Consider the following 19318-nt stretch of genomic DNA (forward strand, 5'->3'; position numbering starts at 1 on the left):
CACCTGGGAGTATACACCATGATTGCGAAAATTCTTCGCTCTACCGCGATGCTGGCCGCTTTGGGCGTGGCCGCACCTGCCGCGGCGGAGACGACCTTGCATATCCTGCATATCAACGACCTGCACAGCCGGATTCAGCCGATCAACCGCTTTGACAGCACCTGCAACGCCGAAGATGACGCGGCGGGCGAATGCTTCGGCGGTGTGGCCCGCGTGGCCACCGCGATCAACACGCTGCGCGACGAGCTGACGGCGGCGGGCGAGAATGTCGTTGTTCTGGATGCGGGGGACCAATTCCAGGGCAGCCTGATGTACACGACCTATAAGGGCGAAGTTGAGGCCGAAATGATGATGGCCATCGGCTTTGACGCCATGGCGGTGGGCAACCATGAGTTTGATGATGGTCCGCAGGGTCTGTCTGATTTTCTCGATCTCGTGGACTTCCCAGTCATCTCGGGCAACCTGGATTTGAGCCAGTCGAATCTGCTGAACGACCGCGTGGGCGACTACGTGATCCTGGACGTGAACGGCATGCAGGTGGGTGTGGTCTCTGCACTGGCGACCGACACGGTGGAAACCTCCAGCCCCGGGCCAAACGTTATCTTCCAAAACGAGGTGGATGCGCTACAGGCCGATGTGGACGAACTGACCGAGCAGGGCGTGAACATGATCATCGCGCTGACCCATGTGGGTCTGCCGGTGGATATCGCCATTGCCGAGGCGGTCTCTGGCATCGATGTGATCGTGGGCGGGCATTCGCACACCTATCTCTCGGCCAGCGACGAAGACCGTGCCGGGCCTTACCCGACCTTCGCAACGAACCCCGACGGTACGCTGGTGCCGATCGTGCAGGCCTATGCCTATTCGAAGTATCTCGGCCATCTCGAAGTGACCTTCGATGATGACGGCAATGTCGTCTATGCAGGCGGCGATACGATGGTGCTGGATGCCAGCGTTGAACCCGATGCCGAGATTGCTGCCCGCGTCGCCGAACTGGCCGGACCCATCGAAGAGGCGATGAGTGATGTCGTCTCGGTCGCGTCCGAACCGATTGAAGGCTCGCGCGAGGTCTGCCGTGCCGGGGAATGCGCCATGGGGAACCTGGTGGCCGATGCGATGCTTGAGCGCGTGCGTGACCAAGGTATTCAGATCGCGATCCAGAATGGTGGCGGGTTGCGCGCGTCGATCGATGGCGGCGACATCACCATGGGTGAGGTCTTCACCGTTCTGCCATTCCAGAACACACTGGCGACCTTCCAGCTCAGCGGTGCAGATGTTGTCGCGGCGCTCGAAAACGGGGTCAGCCGGGTTGAGGACGGCGCGGGCCGGTTCCCGCAAGTCTCTGGCATGCGCTATGTCTGGGACGCGGCCGCCGAGCCGGGCAGCCGGATCGTATCCGCCGAGCTCGAAATCGATGGCGGTTGGGAGACGATTGACCCCGAGGCGATCTATGGCGTTGTGTCCAACAACTACATGCGCGGTGGCGGCGATGGGTATTCCATGTTCGCAACCAATGGCATGAATGCCTATGATTTCGGCCCTGGCCTGGAGCAGGTTGTGGCCGACTATCTGGGCGAAAACACGCCTTACATGCCGTTCACGGATGGCCGAATTTCCGCGGCGGAATAAACGGTCTATCTTCGATTTTGGGGGCCGGCGCAGGATGTCTTGCGCCGGCCCTTTCTCGTTCCAAATGCTGCTATGCAGAAATCGCATTGCGGCCATCGAAAACTGTCAATTGTGGTTCTCGTTAGCGCTATCATATTGGGGTCATCGAACACGAACACACAGCCAAGAAAGGACTGCACAATGACTTCGATAATTGCACGCCTGCGTACCGCCGCCGCAAAACGTGCGGCCTACAACCGGACCGTCTCCGAGATCGCTCGGATGCCGCTGGATGTCGCGCTGGACTTGAACATCTACCGCGGTGACGCCGAAAAGATCGCTTACAAAGCCGTCTACGGCGCTTAATCCGCTTTTAACCGTTTCGCGCCCGCACTAGGCTCTGCCCCATGTGCGGGCGTTTTGTTTTGAGTGAGGCGGCGGATGCGATGGCGCGGTTGTTTGAGGCCGTGCCGTCAAACGACATTCCCGATGGCGATCGCTTCAATATCTGCCCGACGCAAGATGTGGCCGTCGTGACCTCCGAAGAGGGCACGCGGCGCTATCGCCCGATGCGATGGGGGTTCCTGCCGCATTGGTATAAATCGCCCACCGATGGCCCGCTCCTGATTAACGCGCGTTCAGAAACAATAGCGGAGAAACCGGCCTTTCGCATGGCATGCCGAGAGCGCCGCTGCCTTATTCCCGCAACCGGGTTTTATGAATGGACCAAGGATGCCGATGGCAAGCGGCTGCCGTGGTATATCCGACCTGATAACGCGCAACCGATTGTTTTTGCAGGCGTTTGGCAAAGTTGGGCGAAGGGGGATGATCGGTTTACGACCTGCGCGATTGTCACTTGCGCCGCCGGTCCTACGATGTCGAAAATCCATCACCGAGAGCCTGTGACGCTTGCGCCGGAGCATTGGGCGCTTTGGTTGGGCGAAGCTGGCAAAGGGGCCGCGCCGCTGATGCGCGCCGCGCCCGATGGGCGTCTGCAGGCCCACCGCGTTGATCCGAAAGTGAATTCCAACAAGGTGGATGGGCCCGAGTTGATCTTGCCACTGGTCGCCTGAGGGCGCGCAAGAAAATGGGCCGCAAGAAACGCGCGGCCCGATCCAGTCCAGGGAGGATTATTTTCTGCAGCCTGCTCGTTATGTTTGTTATTGTTGCTGCCTGAGGGACAATACCTCCGAAAAAGGGCGGAAATAAGGCGGCCTATCTGATCGCGCCGCATAGGTATGCCGTGTCAGATCATGGTGCGCCCATCAGATGCGTGAAGGCGCGGCATGACATCATGCTTGACCCCGAAATACCCATGAAATATCCAACAAGCCGCCAAGCGGGCGTTGTGTAATGGTAAGACCTCAGCCTTCCAAGCTGATGATACGGGTTCGATTCCCGTCGCCCGCTCCAAATCTTCAAAATTGACATGATACGGCAGACTGTCAGTATGAGCCTTTGACCCGACGGCACGCGGGCATGGGGGGCATTGATGACGGATTTCCTGCTACTGGCATTCATTTTTCTGATTGCGGGCGTGATCGCCGTGCCGATTGCGTCGCGGCTCGGGCTGGGTTCGGTCTTGGGCTATCTGATCGCAGGGATCGTGATCAGCCCGATCTTGGTTGTTCTTGGCGTCGATGTGATCTCTATCCAGCATTTCGCTGAGTTTGGCGTCGTGATGATGCTGTTCCTGGTGGGGCTGGAACTGGAACCCAAGCTCCTTTGGGACATGCGCGCGCGATTATTGGGGCTTGGTGGCGGGCAGGTGGTGCTGACCACGGTTCTGGTGACCGGGGTCGCGATGATGTTTGGGCAGCCTTGGACCATTGCTTTGGCAATTGGCCTGGTCCTCGCGCTTTCTTCGACGGCGATTGTTCTGCAAACCCTTGGTGAGAAGGGTCTTTTGAAGTCGGACGGCGGCCAATCGAGCTTCTCGGTTTTGCTGTTCCAAGACATCGCCGTGATCCCAATGTTGGCCTTCATCCCGCTTCTCGCCATGCCGGAGCTGATGGATCTGGGCGCGGAGGTTGCCGGTCATGGCGCCGAGGCGGCGCATGGTGCGGAGGATCACGGCGAGGGTGATCATGGGTCCGGTATGAGCCTCGTCTCGGGCCTCAATGGCTGGCAAACCGCGCTGGTGACGGTTGGCGCGATCGCGGCGGTTGGGTTCGGCGGCACCTATCTCACCCGGCCGATTTTCCGCTTTATCGCGGTGGCGCAACTCCGCGAACTCTTTACAGCGACCGCTTTGATGATGGTGATCGGCATTGCGCTGTTGATGTCCCTGGTGGGGCTTTCGCCCGCGCTTGGCACCTTCCTCGCGGGCGTGGTGCTGGCCAATAGCGAATACCGGCATGAACTCGAATCCGATATCGATCCGTTCCGGGGGCTGCTCCTCGGCCTGTTTTTCATGACCGTCGGCGCGGGCATCAACTTTGCGCTGCTGTTTGAAAACTTGGGCCTGATCCTAGGGCTGACCCTTGGCCTAATGGTCATCAAAGCCGGCGTCTTGCTGGCGCTTGCTCCGATCTTCGGTATTCGTGGATCGGATCGGTGGTTGTTTGCGCTTGGCTTGGCGCAGGCGGGCGAATTTGGCTTTGTTTTGCTGTCCTTCACAGTCGCCAATTCGGTCCTACCGACCAGCATCGCGGACCAATTGCTCCTGGTCGTGGCGCTGTCGATGCTGCTCACGCCAGCGCTCTTCATCCTTTTCGATCGCGTGATCGCGCCGAAATTCTCTGGCGAGCAGGACCGGGAAGCGGACGAGATCGGCGAGACGGGACAGATCATTATCGCAGGACGTGGCCGCGTCGGCGGGTTGGTTGAGCGCATGCTCAGTGCAGCGGGTTTTTCCTCCACGGTGATCGATTTCAGCTCAAAGCAGATCGACAATCTGCGTGCCTTCGGGATCAAGACCTATTTCGGCGACGCAACCCGACCCGACATGTTGCATGCCGCCGGCATTGGCGAGGCGAAACTGCTGGTCGTGGCCATCGACGACAAGGATCAGATCACCGAACTGGTGCGCTATGCGGTCGACAACTTCCCCGATTTGCACGTCATCGCCCGCGCGGTGGACCGCGATCATGTGTATCATCTGTGGGCGGTTGGCTGCCGCGATATCATCCGCGAAACCTATGACAGCTCAGTTCGGATGGGCCGGTCGGCCTATGAGGCGATGGGTATATCGAAAGACCATGCCGAAGCCATGGCCGGCGTGTTCAATCGCACAGATCGCCGAGCAATGATTGAGGTGGCGGATGCGTATGACATCAATATCCCACCGACTGAGAACCCGGCCTATATCGCGCGGGTAAGAGAGATGATTGAGATCCGGCAGCCTGAAATGGCCAGGGAAATGGCCGAGATCAGGGCGGCCGAGGGCGGCGCGCCGCCCGCAACCAAAAGCGATTAGCGCCCAAGCGTTTCGACGACCAACGCGGCCGCCGCAGCGCCGGAGAATTGCTGCTGCCCGGTGATCAGATTGCCGTCGCGGATCGCGAAGGGTTTGAACATCGAGTTGACCACGAAATTGGTGCCATCCAGTTTGCGGGCTTCTTCTTCGATCCAGAACGGCTGAATCTTCTGACCGACGAAGGCATCCGCAAAGGCTTCTTCGGCATCGGCAAATCCGGTCCAGGTCTTGCCGTTGACCAGAAGCTCGCCGGTCGAGAGCCGGGTTTTCAAGAGGATGCAGGTGCCGTGACAGACGATGCTGACGAGCTTGCCCGCCTCATACGCGCGGGCGACAAATTCGTGCAGTTTGGTGTCGTCGATCATCGTCACCATTGGGGATTGTCCACCCGCGAGGAAGATCGCATCGTATGTGTCGAGATTGACCTCTGCGATGGATTTGGTGCCGTGCAGCAGCCCCGCATGCGTGGGTGACTTTTTGAACCCCAGGGAGAGAATGTCATGGGCGGAATACTGGCTCTCATCCTCGGGGTCGGAGAAGCCATCGGCCATCAGATCGCCGCCCTTGGGTGAGACAATCTCGACCTCATATCCCGCTTCGGTAAAGGTCCAGTAGGGGTGTGTGACTTCGGCCCACCAGAAGCCGACGGGCCAACCGGTCGTGGGCGAAGTGCCTGGGTTGGCGACGATCATCAGGATGCGTTTGGTGCCGTGTGTATCGATGGATGCAGACATGAAGAGAGTTCCTTTTCAGTGAGTTAGGAGGTCGTGTAGATCCAGGCGCCGAGCGCTTTGGTCACGCGGGGCATGATCACGTAGGTCATGAGAAAAACCTGCAGGATCACGGTGATGAGGAGGCGCGGCGCAAGGGGCCAGCCGCCGATCAGCGGGCTGAGGGCGATGTTGAGGGCGAGGACCAAGAGGAAGACCACGGCGACGAGGATCAGCGCCATTCGAAACGCGTTCGGCTTTGGCAGTGGCGTGGCTCTCGGAGCCTCGAACCAGACCTCTAGCCCAGTCAGCCGATCCCAAACCGCGTCGCCCTCTACATGGGGCGCGATCTCCGCCAAGAAGCGGGCGCGCAGGTCAGATTGTTCGAAGGCGGCGAGATGATCCAGCGTGTCAAAACGAAAGACGCTGATGTAAGGCGCGCCGGTGGCGGTTGGTCGATGAAACTCCGCACCAAGATAGCCAGGTAGGGCGGTGGCCGCGTCGGTCAGCCGGGTTAGCCAGTCTTCATAGGTCGCTTCAGCCCCGGGTTTCACGACACGGCGGGCGACGATGGTGACGGGGTCACTCATTGTCCGGCTCGCGACATGGCGCCAAAGGCCCAATCGCGCCCCTTGCCCCGCATCAGCGCCTGGTTGATCCAGGTGAGCGCAAAGGGTTCCAGAAGCCTGGCTTTGGTCAAATCGCCCGCGTCGAGCGGGTCAAACCCGAGATCGGTGAGGAGCGCGGCGACCACCTGTTTTGCCTTATCGTCATTGCCCGCCATGAACTGCACCGGCGGCACTGGAAACCCGGATGTGTCGGCCATGATCTCGGCCCCAACCTGGTTCAGCGTCTTCACGACCCGGGCCTCAGGCAGCCAGCTCTGCACCTGTTCGCCGCCAGAGGTGTTGTGTCCGAGGGCCAACCCGATCCCTTCCGGCATACGGGCAATCGGGTTCATGCAATCGATGACAATCTTGCCGCTGAGCGATCCAAGACCGGCCAACACAGCCTCTGCCGCGCTCCAGGGCAGGGCCAAAACCACGACCGTGCCCCAAGCGGCGGCCTCGCTTGGGGTCAGATGATCCGGCGCGGCAGGCGCGCGGGTCCCATAGCGGACATCATGGCCTGCCTTGGCCCATCCTTGGCCGAGGGCGCTCCCCACATGTCCGGCCCCAATAATCGCGAGCTTCATTTGCATCTCCCTTGGCGATTGCCTTGGGAGCGTGCTAGCAAGCGGTTATCTTAAATAAAAATGCATACGCCTAATGTTAGATATTGATGAAATTGCACTAAGGCGGCTCGATCTGACGGTCCTGTTGGTTTTTCTCGGGCTGATGCGGCATCACAAAGCGGTCGACGTCGCTGCGCATATGGGGCTGACCCAATCGGCAATCAGTCATTCGATCAAACGCCTCCGCGATATCTTTGACGATCCGCTGTTCCTGCGTCGCCCGGCTGGCATGGAGCCGACGGCGGTTGCCATCGCCTTGGAGCCAAAGATCCGGCGGGCGGTAGAAACACTGTCGGAGGCGCTGACGACCGAGACGCAGTTCGACCCCAAAGCCGAGGCCGGCGTGATCCAGATCGGGGCTTATGACAATGAAATGGCGACGCTGGTGCCGGGGCTGTTGCAACGGGTCCGTGCGGCGGCACCTGGTCTGCGCTTTGCGATCCGTTCATTGGGGCGGCAGGCGGCGCTTGCCGCTTTGGAGGCGGGTGAGCTGGATTTGGCCCTTGGGTTCATCTGGGATTTGCCGGACCGGTTTCAGGCCGATCCGATCCATGAAGAGGGCTACGCCGTGGTGATGCGGGCCGATCACCCGCTGACCAACGCGAATTGGGGGCTGGAAGCCTTCTGCACCGCCGATCACCTGGTCGTGTCGCCCGCCGGAGATTTGACGGGTGTTGTGGATCAGGCGCTGGAGCGGATCGGCCGGGCGCGTCGGGTTGCCGCTTCGGTTCCGCTTTTCTTTCCGGCTTTGGCTACGGTCGCTAGCAGTGACATGATCGCCACCTTGCCGGGGCGTCTCGTCGCCGCTCATGCCGCCAGATTTGGCCTCGTGACCCGGCAACCGCCATTGACCATACGGCCGTTCACGGTTGCGGCGATCCGGCATCAGCGGAATGCTAAGAGCGCCAAGCATGATTGGCTCCTAGCGATGCTAGCGGCGGCGTAACCCCTTGGCTGATTTACCAAGATCGCGCACGCACGCGGCCCAGATAGCCGCATGGCCGACGTTTATGTCGCATGTCGCGCTCATCAGATGAGCCGCCACACAGACCGGTTTGGTGCCATACGGGGGCCGGGTTGTCGATTGTCACTGACAAGCAGGGCTTGTGTGCAGTCACGCAGCGATTTATCCCAGCCACGACCAACAGAACAGACTGAGACACTCATGGCAGGGCAACCCACCGGCCCCACCCAATCTGCGGAAGAGCGCGAAGGATCGAAACGGATCGGCAGTTTGCGGGCGTTGGGGCCGTTTCTGTTGCCCTATCGCGGCATGCTGGCCGGCGCGATCAGCGCGCTGATCCTGACCGCGATTGTCTCGCTGACCTTGCCTTTGGCCGTCCGCCGAGTCGTGGACGGGTTTGAGACCGAGACAACCGAGCTTCTTGATCAGTATTTCCTGGCCGCCTTTGCCATCGCGGCCCTTTTGGCCTTTGGCACGGGCCTGCGTTATTACTTGGTCACCCGGTTGGGGGAACGGGTCGTGGCCGATATCCGCAAGGCGGTGTTCGACCGGATGATCGGCATGAGCCCGGCTTTCTACGAGAAAATCATGACCGGCGAGGTGTTGAGCCGGATCACCACCGATACCACGCTGCTTCTGAGTGTGATTTCTTCATCGGTTTCCATTGCGCTCAGGAATCTTTTGATCCTGATGGGCGGCTTGGTTTTGATGACGGTGACGTCACCGAAATTGGCCGGGCTGGTCCTGCTGATCGTCCCAGCGATTATCATTCCGATTGTGGTCTTGGGTCGTCGCCTTCGGGTGTTGAGCAAAGAAAACCAAGATTGGATCGCGGAAAGTTCCGGCAATGCTTCGGAAGCGCTTTTGTCTGTCCAGACGGTTCAGGCCTTTACACATGAGCGCCCCTCGGCAGAGACTTTCGACAAAGTGACGGAGCGAAGTTTCGACAGCGCCAAGAAGCGGATTGCTACGCGGGCCGTGATGACGGTGATCGTGATCGCCTTAGTCTTTGCCGGTGTCGTGAGCGTCCTTTGGATCGGGGCGCGCGATGTGCGCAGCGATGCAATGTCGATCGGCGAACTGATCCAATTCCTGATCTATGCGATTATGGTTGCGGGCTCCGTCGGTGCGCTCAGCGAGATCTGGGGTGAGCTGCAACGCGCGGCAGGGGCCACGGAACGTTTGGTCGAGTTGCTGCATATCACAGACAATGTCGGCGACCCTGTGGCCGGTGTCGCACTCCCGCAAGGCGGGCAGGGCGCGATCCGGTTTGAGGACGTGCGGTTCCACTATCCGACACGGCCCGACACGGCGGCGCTTGATGGCATCACCCTGACAGTGCAGCCGGGAGAGACGGTGGCGCTGGTCGGGCCCTCCGGCGCCGGGAAATCGACGATTTTTCAAATGCTTCTGCGGTTCTATGACCCTGAAAGCGGGCGTGTGACGCTTGATGGGGTGGATCTGCGCGATATGGATCGCACCACCTTCCGGTCCGCTATGGCGTTGGTGCCGCAAGACCCGGTGATCTTTGCCAGCTCGGCGCGGGAGAACATCCGCTTTGGCCGCCCTGAGGCCAGTGACGCGGAGGTGGAGGCCGCCGCGAAAGCCGCCGCAGCACATGAGTTCCTGACCGCGTTGCCGGAGGGGTATGACACCTATGTCGGCGAGCGCGGCATCATGCTTTCAGGCGGGCAGAAGCAGCGCATCGCGATTGCGCGCGCCATCCTGCGAGACGCGCCGATCCTGTTGCTGGACGAGGCGACCAGTGCATTGGACGCGGAAAGCGAGCGGGCCGTGCAAGAGGCCGTGGTCGAGATGAGCGCGGACCGCACCACGCTGATCATCGCCCATCGGCTGGCCACGGTGAAACAAGCGGATCGGATCGTGGTGTTCGAGGACGGGCAGATCGTTGCCGAAGGCAGCCATGATGCTCTGGTCGCTCAAGGCGGGCTTTATGCGCGCCTCGCCCGGCTGCAATTCACCGAAGGTCTGGCCGCCGAATAACGGCTTTGCGCAGCGTTACACTTGCGTCACAATCCGGTTCTGCACATGCTGTGGCAGATTTCGGCCGCCCCATAACACATAATTGGCGGTCAAAACCGCCAATAGGGGAGGAAGGCATATGGTGCAATTTGCCACGGTCGAGGATGTCAAAACCATTGAGCAAGAAAAGCCATGGCCAGCCAGCCAGCCGGCGGCGACGCTTTATGAGTTGCTGAGTAACACCAAAGATAAATTCGGCGATCTGAACGCGATCTCGTTTCAATTGTTTTCCGGGCCAAAAGATAAGGCCGAAACGCTGACATGGAATGGATTTCATGGGCGCGTGACCCAGGCCGCCAACCTCTTCCGCAGCCTTGGGATCGGCGAGACCGACACGGTCGCGTATATCCTGCCCAATTGTAATGAAACCGCCGTGACCTTGATTGGCGGTGCGGTCGCGGGCATTGCCAACCCGATCAACCCGCTTTTGGATGCCGAGCAAATCGGCTCGATCCTGCGGGAAACCAATGCGAAGGTCGTGGTCACGCTGAAAGCCTTCCCCAAGACCGATGTGGCGCAGAAAGTCTCAGAGGCCGTCGAGCTTGCGCCGAGTGTGAAAACCGTGCTGGAGGTTGATCTCCTGCGCTACATGACCGGCTTGAAGAAGCTGATCGTGCCGTTTTTGCGTCCGAAATTCGAGGTGCAGCACAAAGCGCGCATCTTGGATTTCAATGCCGAGCTGGACCGTCAGCGAAGCGACCATCTGGATTTCGCCGACAGCACCGGAGACCGTGTGGCGGCCTATTTCCACACCGGTGGCACAACGGGCATGCCCAAGGTGGCGCAGCATAAGTATTCCGGCATGATCTATAACGGGTGGATCGGGCATACGCTGCTCTTCACCGAGCAAGACAACATCATCTGCCCGCTGCCGCTGTTCCATGTCTTTGCCTGCCACGTGATCTTGATGGCGGCCTTGGCCTCCGGCGCGCATGTGGTTTTCCCGACGCCGCAAGGCTATCGCGGCGATGGCGTGTTCGACAATTTCTGGAAGCTGGTCGAGCGCTGGCAGATCAGCTTCATCATCACCGTGCCGACCGCGATTGCCGCGATGATGCAGCGCCCGGTGGATGCGGATGTCTCTTCGGTGAAGACCGCGTTTTCCGGCTCCTCGCCGCTGCCGGTCGAGCTGTTCAAGCGGTTTGAGAAAGCCACGGGCGTGACGCTGATCGAGGGCTATGGCCTGACGGAAGCGACCTGTCTGGTGAGTTGTAATCCGGTCGATGGGGACAAGAAAATTGGCTCCGTCGGGGTGCCATTCCCTCATACGGAGGTCCGGATTTTGAAGCATGGCGCTGATGGCGTTACGGTTTGCGACACTGACGAAGTGGGCGAGATTTGCATCGACAATCCCGGCGTGTTCGAGGGTTCGACTTACACGGAAGACGACAAAAACGTCGACCTCTTCGCCTATGATATCTATCTGCGCACGGGTGATTTGGGCCGGATCGACGCGGATGGCTATCTCTGGATCACAGGCCGCGCCAAAGACTTGATCATCCGTGGTGGGCACAATATCGACCCTGCCGAGATCGAAGAAGCGCTGGCCGGACACCCGGCGGTGGCCTTTGCCGGCGCGATTGGGCAGCCGGATGCGTTCGCGGGTGAATTGCCATGTGTTTATGTCGAATTGGTCGAAGGAGCGGATATCACCATCGACGCGCTGATGGATCACTGCAAAGAGCATGTTCATGAGCGCGCGGCGGTCCCGAAACACCTGGAAATCCTGCCCGAACTGCCGAAAACTGCCGTTGGCAAAGTGTTCAAACCCGACCTGCGCAAACGGGCAATCACGCGGGTTTATAACGCCGCATTGGATAAGGCCGAGATCACCGCGCAGGTTGTCGAAGTGCGCGAGGATAAAAAGCGTGGTCTGGTGGCCCATCTGGAACGCACCGGCGAGGTCGACGAAGCTGAATTGTCGCGGGTTTTGGGCGAATTTACCCGACCTTGGGTCTGGGCCGAGACGGTCGAAAGCGCGGCTTAGGGGATTCTCAAAAACGAAGTAGGATCAGGGCGTTATGATTCATTCATAATGCCCTTTTTCACTATGGCCTCTGCGCCACATCTGTCACAAATCAGATGGAATACACTGGTAACAGATACGTGACGGTCCCATGTGAATTGGGTCTTACACGAATGTTGAGAGGTTTATGGCCGGGTCTTTTTTATCTCCCGAAATGGTGGCGTTTACGCTGTCTTTGGCCCTTTTGGGCGGGCTCCTGATTTTGGAGCTGATTTTTGCATTATTGGGCGCCACGCTTTTGGGTGCGGGCGGCGAAGCGGATTTCGATGCGGAGGTCGGGGATATTGGCCTCGACGGCCTTGATGCGGCCGACGGGTTCGACATCAGCGAGCTGGGTGTGGATATCGACGGACTCGACGTCGATCTGGGCGAGTATGAACTGCCCGAGCTCGACGCAGATGGCACCGCGGCCGATACAGCGGTTGATGCCCCCGCAGGACCCCTGGCTTGGTTGGGCCTTGGCAAAGCGCCGCTTGTGCTCTGGATGGCGGCGCTCTTCTTAGGGTTCGGACTCAGCGGATTAATCTTGCAAAACATCATGCTGAGTATCTTCGGTTGGATGCTGCCGGCGCTGATTGCCGTACCCCTGGCGGCGGTCCCTGGGTTGGCGTTTACGCGACGCTTCGCGGGTGTATTTGCCCGCCTCCTGCCGAAAACGGAGACTACGGCGGTCTCGCGCACGCGGCTCGCGCGCCGTATGGGCGTGGTGACGCAAGGCACCGCAGCACGGGGGCGTCCGGCGGAAGTCAAAGTGACCGATTTCCATGGCAACACGCACTATATCCGCGCGGAACCGCTGCAAGACGATCAGCAGATCGACCGGGGCACCGAAGTTTTGATCATGCGTCATCGACCCACGGGTGGATTTCGTCTGATCCCTTTGAACGCCATCACCTGATCAACCGACACATAAGCTGACTTTACGCGTAACAGATAGAGGAGTTTTCTCATGGACCTTGTAGGTATTGGCATTGTCGTCGCCGCCTTTCTTGTCTTCCTGATTTTGATCGGCCTGGTGGTCGGGCGGCTATATCGCCGCACCACGCGTGAAGTTGGGCTGGTCCGAACCGGCTCCGGCGGCAAGAAGGTGATTATGGATGGCGGCGTGCTGGTGATCCCGCTGCTTCATGAAATCAGCCCGGTGAACATGAAGACCTTGCGTCTTGAGGTGCAGCGGACGGGAGAGGGTGCCTTGATCACCCGGGATCGGATGCGGGTTGATGTCGGTGTGGAATTCTACGTCTCGGTCAATGCCACCGATGATGGGATCAGCCGTGCGGCGCAAACCCTTGGCGACCGGACCTTCTATGTCGATCAACTGCGCGAGATGATTGAAGGTAAACTGGTCGACGGTCTGCGTGCGGTGGCGGCTCAGATGACGATGGATGAGTTGCACGAGAATCGCTCGGAATTCGTGCAAGAGGTGCAGAACACCGTCTCGGAAGACCTTCTGAAAAACGGGTTGGAACTGGAATCCGTTTCGCTGACCGCGCTCGATCAGACCCCGTTTGAGGCGCTGGATGAGAACAACGCCTTCAACGCGGTCGGTATGCGGAAACTGGCTGAGGTTATCGCGACCTCGAAAAAGGAGCGCGCTGAGATCGAGGCAGAGGCCAACGTGGCGGTGCGTCGGGCCGGTATGGAGGCCGAACGGAAGCGACTCGAGATTGAGCGCGATGAGCAAGAAGCGGCGATCTCGCAGGCCGAGCAAATCGCCACGCTGCGCGCGGCACAAGAGGCCGAGATTGCCCGTCGCGAGGAAGACGCGGAGAAAGAGAAGGAAGGCGCCCGGATTTCGCGGGAGCAGGCCATTCGTGCGGCGGATATTGCGCGAGAGCGGGCCATTCGTGAGGCGGAGATCGATCGCGACCGAGAACTGGAAGTGGCCGATCAGGAACGCCAGATCATCATCGCGCAGAAATCCGAAGAGGAAAGCCGGGCGCGCGCGTCTGCCGATACGGCACGGGCCGAAGCCACCAAAGCGTCTGAGGCGATTGAAACCGCGCGCTCCGTGGCCACGGCAGAGCGTCAGAAGCAGATTGCGTTGATTGAGGCCGAGCGTGAGGCGGAGCGGGAAGCGACCAAAATCCGCCTGGCAGCCCAAGCCGAGAAAGACGCCGCGCAGGACCGGGCCGCGGCCCGCCGGGAAGAGGCGCAAGCCGATGCCGATGCGATCACCATTCGGGCCGAGGCGAAGAAAGCCGACCTTCTGGCCGAGGCGGAGGGTAACCGCGCGATTGTCGAATCCGAGAACGTGATCGACCCGGAGATTGTGGCGATGAAGGTCGATTTGGCGCGGCTTGAAGCGCTGCCTAAGGTTGTGGCCGAGATGGTCAAACCAGCGGAGAAGATCGACTCGATCAAAATCCATCAGGTCACCGGCATGGGCGGAGCCGCCGGCACCGGCGGCGGCGACGCGGGCAAACCGGCGGTGAACCAGGCTCTCGACTCGATCCTCGGCATGGCGGTGCAATTGCCCGCGCTGAAGAAGCTGGGCGAGGAACTCGGCGTGTCGCTGGAAAGCGGCTTGAGCGAGGTTGGGGGCACAACCCTTGGCAATGTCGCCAATGACGCGCCAACCCCTGAGGCGGAGGAGGGGGGCGAGGTGCTTCCTCCCGCCGATGTTGAAAAGCGACCCGCGGAATAGGCCACATCGCGACCCGGTGTCGCGCATCTCTTTCTCTTGCCTCTCAATCCTTTAGGTTGTGACGCGAAGGAGATGCGCGATGCCGACCCCTTTTGTCCATGGCTGCCCGCCCGCGCTTGACGGGATCGGGCCTGTTGCGATCATGGATGCGGATTGCGCGCTCTGTTCCTTTGGGGCGCGGATGATCCATCGGCTTGATCGATCCGGTACGATCCGTATCTGCCCAATTCAGACGGCGCGCGGCCAAGCGGCCCTTCAGTATTTCGGGATGGACCCGAGCGACCCAGACAGTTGGCTGTTTTTGGCGGATGGTGCGGCCTGGTCCGATTTTGACGCAATGGTTGAGGTCGGGCGACGTTGTGGGGGATGGGGGCGGCTTCTTGCGGCGCTGATGATCCTTCCCGGACCAATCCGGGCCTGGCTCTATGCGCGGATTGCTAGGAACCGCTATGCGATCTTTGGCCGGGGCGATATCTGCGGCCTGCCGGATCCCGGCCTGCGCGCCCGGTTGCTTTTATGACCATCGTGATCCTTGGCGGCACGGGCGTGTTCGGCTCGCGTTTGGCGCGGCTTCTGTGCCGCGATGGACACCGCGTTGTGATCGCGGTGCGGGGCGTGGCCGACGCGGAGGGCCTGGCGGCAGAGATTGGTGCGGAGGTTCTGCAGGTTGATGGGCCGGAGATCTGGCTCCCCTTTTCCAAACAGGCGCCGATTGGGTGATCGACGCGGCAGGACCATTCCATGCCTATGGCAAGGATCCCTACCGGTTGCCGCGGGGCTGCATCCGGGCAGGCGTCAGCTATATGGACCTCTCTGACAACACCGAATTCTGCCTCGGGATCAGCGTGTTGGACGCCGAAGCACATGCGGCTGGTGTTACAATTCTGTCGGGTGTATCAAGTGTGCCCGCGCTCTCCTCGGCAGCTGTGGCGGCACTGTCCGATGGGATGGAGCGGATTGAAATGATCGACAGCGCGATTTTGCCGGGCAATCGCGCGCCGCGCGGTCGATCGGTGATCCGGTCGATCCTCGACCAAGTGGGTCGCCCGGTGCCGATTACCTTGGCAGGCCGGACAGAGGCGGCGCGGGGGTGGTCTGACGCGCGGGCTTATGACTTGCCCGATGGCGTGCGGCGTCGGGGGTGGATGATCGGCGTGCCTGATCTGGCCGTCTTCCCGGGCCGCTTTGGCGCAAAAACGGTTTCGTTTCGTGCCGGATTGGAGCTTTCGGTGATGAATCGCGGCCTGGCGGCGCTCTCGTGGATCAGGGCTCGAATGCCGTTGCCCGTACCGATGGGCGTGGTCAGGTTCTGCGCGTGCTTGCTGGCACCCTTTGGCAGCGATAGAGGCGGCATGGCGGTCGAGGTGACTGGCCCCAAAGACGGTGCTTGGATCAGATGGCGCTGGCGTCTCCTGGCCGAGGCCGGGGACGGGCCATTTGTTCCGGCGATCCCTGCGCGTGCGGTGTTGCGCAATGCAGCGCCGTCGCCGGGCGCGCGGATTACGGTTGCGGAGATCGGTTTGGCCGAGATGGAAGCCGCAATGCAGGATCTCTCCATTCGGTTCGAGCGGGAGGAGACCGTCTTGAAGCCGATTTTCCAGACGCAACTCGGCGAACCGTTCCAGACGCTGCCAAAGGCCGTGCGCGACAGTCATCAAACCTATGCCGTGTCGCGGCTTGAGGGTCGCGCGAAGGTGACGCGTGGCGCCGGGCTGTGGCCGCGGTTGCTCGGGTGGATTTTTAGGTTTCCACCCGCAGTCGAAGATGGCCCCGTCACTGTTCTGAAAACCCGGCGTGAAAAGACGGAGATCTGGGAGCGGCGCTTTGGCCCGCGACGGTTCCGCTCGACACTCAAAATCAAGGATGGACGGATGACCGAACGGTTTGGACCCATCACCTTCTTGCTTGACCTACATGTGAAGGACGGCGCGTTGCATTTCCCGGTCCGCGCTGCGCGGATTGGGCCGATCCCGCTGCCAGCCTGGAGCTTACCCATCAGCGAGGCGACGGAGACCGAAAGGAATGGGCGGTTCCGGTTCGATGTCACGCTTCGCGCGCCGCTGACCGGACAGTTGATCGTGCGCTATCAGGGATGGCTGGTGCCGACGGTTTGAGATTGCGTTTCTGGGTGGCGGCTTCATGATGGAGTTCATGACGTGCAACCATCTTGATCAGATTACATGGGCCTTGCCCGACGAGGCCGCCAAAGCGGGGGCCGTCTGCGAGGACTGCGCCAAGATTGGCGGCACTTGGGTCCATCTCAGGATGTGCCGATCTTGCGGCCATATCGGCTGCTGTGACAGCTCACCCCATCGCCATGCGCGGGCGCATTGGGGCGCAAGCGGCCATCCGATCCTGTGTTCCTATGAGCCGGGGGAGCGGTGGTCTTGGTGTTTCGAGGATGAGGAAATCGTCGACAAACGCGGCAAGCTCGGCGGGTAGATATGGCACGTCCGGTTATCGACAACGCCACCGCAAGGCGGCTGTTCTTGCACCGCCATGGGTTGGGGGACGCCCCGTCCGGCCCCGCCACGGGTGCGGGCTTGGCGCAGGTGATAGGCGATTTGGGCTTCGTGCAAGTCGATAGCGTCAACACGGTGGCGCGGGCCCATGACATGATCCTCTGGTCCCGGCGGCAAGCCTATAAGCCCACTAGCCTGCGTTGGTTGAACGACCGCAAACGCGCGACATTCGAGCATTGGACCCATGATGCGTCGATCCTACCCATGGCGCTGTTCCCGCATTGGCGGTTGAAATTCGCCCGTGACGCGGCGCGGATGAAGCAACGTTGGACCCAATGGCAAGGCGGCGGGTTCCACGCAGAGATCGATCGGGTCTTGACGCATATCTCCGATCATGGCCCGGTCGGCAGTGGCGATCTGGCCGAGCAGAGGCCGGAGAAATCAACCGGCTGGTGGGACTGGCACCCGTCAAAAACCGCGTTGGAGTATCTTTGGCGCGCGGGTGAGTTGTCGGTCAGCCGCCGCGAAGGGTTCCGGAAAATCTATGATTTGACCGAGCGGGTGATCCCGCCAGAAGCGCTTAACGCATGTTTTGACGAAGCGGAGACGGTCGATTGGGCCTGCGCGGCGGCGCTGGATCGATTGGGTTTTGCCACATCCGGCGAATTGGCGGCGTTTTGGGATTTGGTCCGCCCGGCTGAGGCGAAGGCCTGGGTTGCCGATGCGGTGGAGACCGGGCGCGCGATCGAGGTTGAGATCGCGCTGGCGCAGGGCGGCACGCGCTCTGTGGTGATGTGGCCCGAAACGCTTGAGACGCTGACGCAGTTGTCACCGATCCCGCCCCGGCTCCGCATACTGAGTCCATTTGACCCGGCCTTGCGGGATCGAAATCGCGCCGAGCGCCTTTTCGGGTTCCACTACCGGATCGAGATTTTCGTGCCGGAGGCGAAGCGGCGCTATGGCTATTATGTCTTCCCGGTGATGGAGGGCGACCGAATGATCGGTCGCATCGATATGAAATGCGACCGGTCTCGTGGCGGTTTGGACGTGACGGGGTTCTGGCCCGAACCGGGCGTGAGAATGGGCAAAGGCCGACACGTGCGGCTGATGACGGAACTGGAGCGGGTGACGCGGCTGACCGGGTGCCCAGACCTTCGGCTATCGCCGGGCTGGCTGCGGCACAGTTAGGGCTTGCGCCCGGGATCGTGGCATAGGACCACTACCGCGCAATGTGAGCGCTATCGGAGAGCCTGATGCGGGACGTTCTGACCCTGACCCTCAACCCGGCCTTGGATGTCTCGGCGGTGGTGCCGCAAGTGGTGGCCGGGCCGAAACTCCGCTGCTCCGATGCCCGGATCGATCCGGGCGGCGGCGGGGTGAATGTCTCGCGTGCTATTCGGCTTTTGGGGGGGAACTCGCGCGCAATCGTTGCCTCCGGCGGGGTTACCGGGGCGCTTTTATGTGACCTTCTTGAGGGCGAGGGGGTCGACGTCACTCGATTGCCGGTGTCCGGCCTGACCCGACAGTCTTTTGCGGTCACCGATGCCGAGGCGGGCGGGCAATATCGCTTTGTCATGCCCGGCCCGGACTGGAGCGGGGCGGATTTGGACGCGCTTTGGGCGGCTCTGGATGCCGCCATGGGGCCGGGCGCGTTGCTGGTTGTTTCGGGCAGCTTGCCGCCGGGTCTGACGCCCGATCTCCTGTCGCAGATCAACAGCCGCGCCCGGGCGGCGGGCGCGCGGATGCTGCTAGATACATCTGGGGATGCGCTGGTCCAAGCGGTTGAACAGACCGCGCATCCGTTTCACGTGCTGCGCGTTGATGGTGCAGAGGCGGACGAACTCGCGGGTCGTCCGCTCAGAACCCCGGAAGACACGGCCGCCTTCGGCCGGAGCCTGATTGCCGCGGGCCGTTGTGAGCATGCGGTGATGGCGCTTGGCGCGCAGGGCACTTTGGGCATCTCGGCTGAGGCTTGTTTCTTTTGCCGCCCGCCCCTGATCGAAACGGTGAGCGCGGTTGGCGCGGGTGATAGCCTAGTGGGCGCCATGGCGCTGGCCTTGGCGCGCGGAAAGGAGTTCGATGCGGCGGTGCGCTTTGGCACGGCGGCGGCAGGGGCGGCGGTAAAAACCCCGGCCACAGCGCTTTGTGACCGGGGTGAGGCCGAAGCCCTTGTGTCGCAGATCAGTGTCGAAGCGATCTGAGCCGG

General features: G+C 61.0%; 18 protein-coding genes and 1 tRNA gene. 16 read left to right on the top strand and 3 right to left on the bottom strand.

All coding sequences use genetic code 11. The features are described 5' to 3' along the window. Positions 1-18 precede the first annotated feature (18 nt). From GTF44_RS14060 to GTF44_RS14080, 5 genes are all read left to right on the top strand, one after another. Positions 19-1629 (top strand): bifunctional UDP-sugar hydrolase/5'-nucleotidase, encoded by a 1611-nt coding sequence (locus tag GTF44_RS14060; RefSeq protein ID WP_171562089.1) that lies wholly within the window; start codon positions 19-21, stop codon positions 1627-1629. Between the two features lie 180 nt (positions 1630-1809). Continuing rightward, positions 1810-1974, top strand: a complete 165-nt coding sequence (locus tag GTF44_RS14065; protein ID WP_171562088.1) for a hypothetical protein — start codon at positions 1810-1812, stop codon at positions 1972-1974. 41 nt (positions 1975-2015) lie between these two features. Then, positions 2016-2681, top strand: a complete 666-nt coding sequence (locus tag GTF44_RS14070) for an SOS response-associated peptidase (protein ID WP_171562084.1) — start codon at positions 2016-2018, stop codon at positions 2679-2681. 266 nt (positions 2682-2947) lie between these two features. After that, positions 2948-3021: transfer RNA gene (locus tag GTF44_RS14075), tRNA-Gly, on the top strand. A gap of 79 nt (positions 3022-3100) precedes the next feature. Beyond that, the gene (locus GTF44_RS14080; RefSeq protein ID WP_171562082.1) at positions 3101-5026 is read left to right on the top strand and encodes a cation:proton antiporter; all 1926 of its coding nucleotides are present in this window, start codon (positions 3101-3103) and stop codon (positions 5024-5026) included. Here GTF44_RS14080 and GTF44_RS14085 read toward each other — a convergent pair. From GTF44_RS14085 to GTF44_RS14095, 3 genes are read right to left on the bottom strand one after another with little or no spacing between them, the layout of a single operon-like run. Continuing rightward, positions 5023-5760 (bottom strand): type 1 glutamine amidotransferase domain-containing protein, encoded by a 738-nt coding sequence (locus GTF44_RS14085; RefSeq protein WP_171562080.1) that lies wholly within the window; start codon positions 5758-5760, stop codon positions 5023-5025. The two genes, GTF44_RS14080 and GTF44_RS14085, sit on opposite strands and share 4 nt — an antisense overlap. A gap of 23 nt (positions 5761-5783) precedes the next feature. Beyond that, positions 5784-6326, bottom strand: a complete 543-nt coding sequence (locus tag GTF44_RS14090; RefSeq protein ID WP_171562078.1) for an antibiotic biosynthesis monooxygenase — start codon at positions 6324-6326, stop codon at positions 5784-5786. Then, complete coding sequence (locus tag GTF44_RS14095; protein WP_171562076.1) at positions 6323-6931, bottom strand: NADPH-dependent F420 reductase; 609 nt, start codon at positions 6929-6931, stop codon at positions 6323-6325. Before GTF44_RS14095 ends, GTF44_RS14090 begins: the two co-directional genes overlap by 4 nt. Positions 6932-7004: 73 nt before the next feature. Here GTF44_RS14095 and GTF44_RS14100 point away from each other — a divergent pair, with 73 nt between their 5' ends. From GTF44_RS14100 to GTF44_RS14145, 11 genes are all read left to right on the top strand, one after another. Beyond that, complete coding sequence (locus tag GTF44_RS14100) at positions 7005-7916, top strand: LysR family transcriptional regulator (RefSeq protein ID WP_171562074.1); 912 nt, start codon at positions 7005-7007, stop codon at positions 7914-7916. Positions 7917-8135: 219 nt separating this feature from the next. After that, complete coding sequence (locus tag GTF44_RS14105; protein ID WP_171562072.1) at positions 8136-9938, top strand: ABC transporter transmembrane domain-containing protein; 1803 nt, start codon at positions 8136-8138, stop codon at positions 9936-9938. Positions 9939-10056: 118 nt separating this feature from the next. Then, complete coding sequence (locus GTF44_RS14110) at positions 10057-11964, top strand: acyl-CoA synthetase (RefSeq protein ID WP_171562070.1); 1908 nt, start codon at positions 10057-10059, stop codon at positions 11962-11964. 166 nt (positions 11965-12130) lie between these two features. Further along, positions 12131-12901 carry an OB-fold-containig protein gene (locus GTF44_RS14115; RefSeq protein WP_171562068.1) on the top strand — a complete coding sequence of 257 codons (771 nt, stop codon included), beginning with the start codon at positions 12131-12133 and terminating at the stop codon, positions 12899-12901. 51 nt (positions 12902-12952) lie between these two features. Further along, positions 12953-14650, top strand: a complete 1698-nt coding sequence (locus GTF44_RS14120; RefSeq protein ID WP_171562066.1) for a flotillin family protein — start codon at positions 12953-12955, stop codon at positions 14648-14650. Between the two features lie 79 nt (positions 14651-14729). Beyond that, positions 14730-15170, top strand: a complete 441-nt coding sequence (locus GTF44_RS14125; protein WP_171562064.1) for a thiol-disulfide oxidoreductase DCC family protein — start codon at positions 14730-14732, stop codon at positions 15168-15170. Further along, the gene (locus tag GTF44_RS22140; protein ID WP_253261334.1) at positions 15167-15370 is read left to right on the top strand and encodes an NAD(P)-binding domain-containing protein; all 204 of its coding nucleotides are present in this window, start codon (positions 15167-15169) and stop codon (positions 15368-15370) included. The genes GTF44_RS14125 and GTF44_RS22140 overlap by 4 nt, the downstream gene beginning before the upstream one ends. Next, positions 15367-16764, top strand: coding sequence for a DUF4166 domain-containing protein (locus GTF44_RS22555; RefSeq protein WP_367383411.1), 1398 nt, complete (start codon positions 15367-15369; stop codon positions 16762-16764). The genes GTF44_RS22140 and GTF44_RS22555 overlap by 4 nt, the downstream gene beginning before the upstream one ends. A gap of 37 nt (positions 16765-16801) precedes the next feature. Further along, a complete protein-coding gene (locus GTF44_RS14135) occupies positions 16802-17092 on the top strand; it encodes a UBP-type zinc finger domain-containing protein (RefSeq protein WP_171562062.1) in 291 nt (96 codons plus the stop codon). 2 nt (positions 17093-17094) lie between these two features. After that, the gene (locus tag GTF44_RS14140) at positions 17095-18300 is read left to right on the top strand and encodes a winged helix-turn-helix domain-containing protein (protein WP_171562060.1); all 1206 of its coding nucleotides are present in this window, start codon (positions 17095-17097) and stop codon (positions 18298-18300) included. 65 nt (positions 18301-18365) lie between these two features. Further along, positions 18366-19313: a 1-phosphofructokinase family hexose kinase gene (locus GTF44_RS14145; protein ID WP_171562058.1), complete on the top strand. Its 948-nt coding sequence runs from the start codon at positions 18366-18368 to the stop codon at positions 19311-19313. The last annotated feature ends 5 nt before the right edge of the window (positions 19314-19318 follow it).

Origin of the sequence: Roseobacter sp. HKCCD6576-2, from assembly GCF_013179285.1 — a bacterium.
In the GTDB taxonomy this organism is placed as follows: Bacteria; Pseudomonadota; Alphaproteobacteria; order Rhodobacterales; family Rhodobacteraceae; genus Rhodophyticola; species Rhodophyticola oceani.

Excerpts from the sequence above, each read along its gene's own strand:
- GTF44_RS14125 (WP_171562064.1), top strand. The coding sequence starts at position 14,730 with ATGCCGACCCCTTTTGTCCATGGCTGCCCGCCCGCGCTTGACGGGATC.
- GTF44_RS22140 (WP_253261334.1), top strand. The coding sequence starts at position 15,167 with ATGACCATCGTGATCCTTGGCGGCACGGGCGTGTTCGGCTCGCGTTTG.
- GTF44_RS14065 (WP_171562088.1), top strand. The coding sequence starts at position 1,810 with ATGACTTCGATAATTGCACGCCTGCGTACCGCCGCCGCAAAACGTGCG.
- GTF44_RS14085 (WP_171562080.1), bottom strand. The coding sequence starts at position 5,760 with ATGTCTGCATCCATCGATACACACGGCACCAAACGCATCCTGATGATC.
- GTF44_RS14095 (WP_171562076.1), bottom strand. The coding sequence starts at position 6,931 with ATGAAGCTCGCGATTATTGGGGCCGGACATGTGGGGAGCGCCCTCGGC.
- GTF44_RS14140 (WP_171562060.1), top strand. The coding sequence starts at position 17,095 with ATGGCACGTCCGGTTATCGACAACGCCACCGCAAGGCGGCTGTTCTTG.
- GTF44_RS14120 (WP_171562066.1), top strand. The coding sequence starts at position 12,953 with ATGGACCTTGTAGGTATTGGCATTGTCGTCGCCGCCTTTCTTGTCTTC.
- GTF44_RS14135 (WP_171562062.1), top strand. The coding sequence starts at position 16,802 with ATGACGTGCAACCATCTTGATCAGATTACATGGGCCTTGCCCGACGAG.
- GTF44_RS14105 (WP_171562072.1), top strand. The coding sequence starts at position 8,136 with ATGGCAGGGCAACCCACCGGCCCCACCCAATCTGCGGAAGAGCGCGAA.
- GTF44_RS14070 (WP_171562084.1), top strand. The coding sequence starts at position 2,016 with ATGTGCGGGCGTTTTGTTTTGAGTGAGGCGGCGGATGCGATGGCGCGG.
- GTF44_RS14060 (WP_171562089.1), top strand. The coding sequence starts at position 19 with ATGATTGCGAAAATTCTTCGCTCTACCGCGATGCTGGCCGCTTTGGGC.
- GTF44_RS14110 (WP_171562070.1), top strand. The coding sequence starts at position 10,057 with ATGGTGCAATTTGCCACGGTCGAGGATGTCAAAACCATTGAGCAAGAA.
- GTF44_RS14115 (WP_171562068.1), top strand. The coding sequence starts at position 12,131 with ATGGCCGGGTCTTTTTTATCTCCCGAAATGGTGGCGTTTACGCTGTCT.
- GTF44_RS14100 (WP_171562074.1), top strand. The coding sequence starts at position 7,005 with ATGTTAGATATTGATGAAATTGCACTAAGGCGGCTCGATCTGACGGTC.
- GTF44_RS14080 (WP_171562082.1), top strand. The coding sequence starts at position 3,101 with ATGACGGATTTCCTGCTACTGGCATTCATTTTTCTGATTGCGGGCGTG.
- GTF44_RS14090 (WP_171562078.1), bottom strand. The coding sequence starts at position 6,326 with ATGAGTGACCCCGTCACCATCGTCGCCCGCCGTGTCGTGAAACCCGGG.
- GTF44_RS14145 (WP_171562058.1), top strand. The coding sequence starts at position 18,366 with ATGCGGGACGTTCTGACCCTGACCCTCAACCCGGCCTTGGATGTCTCG.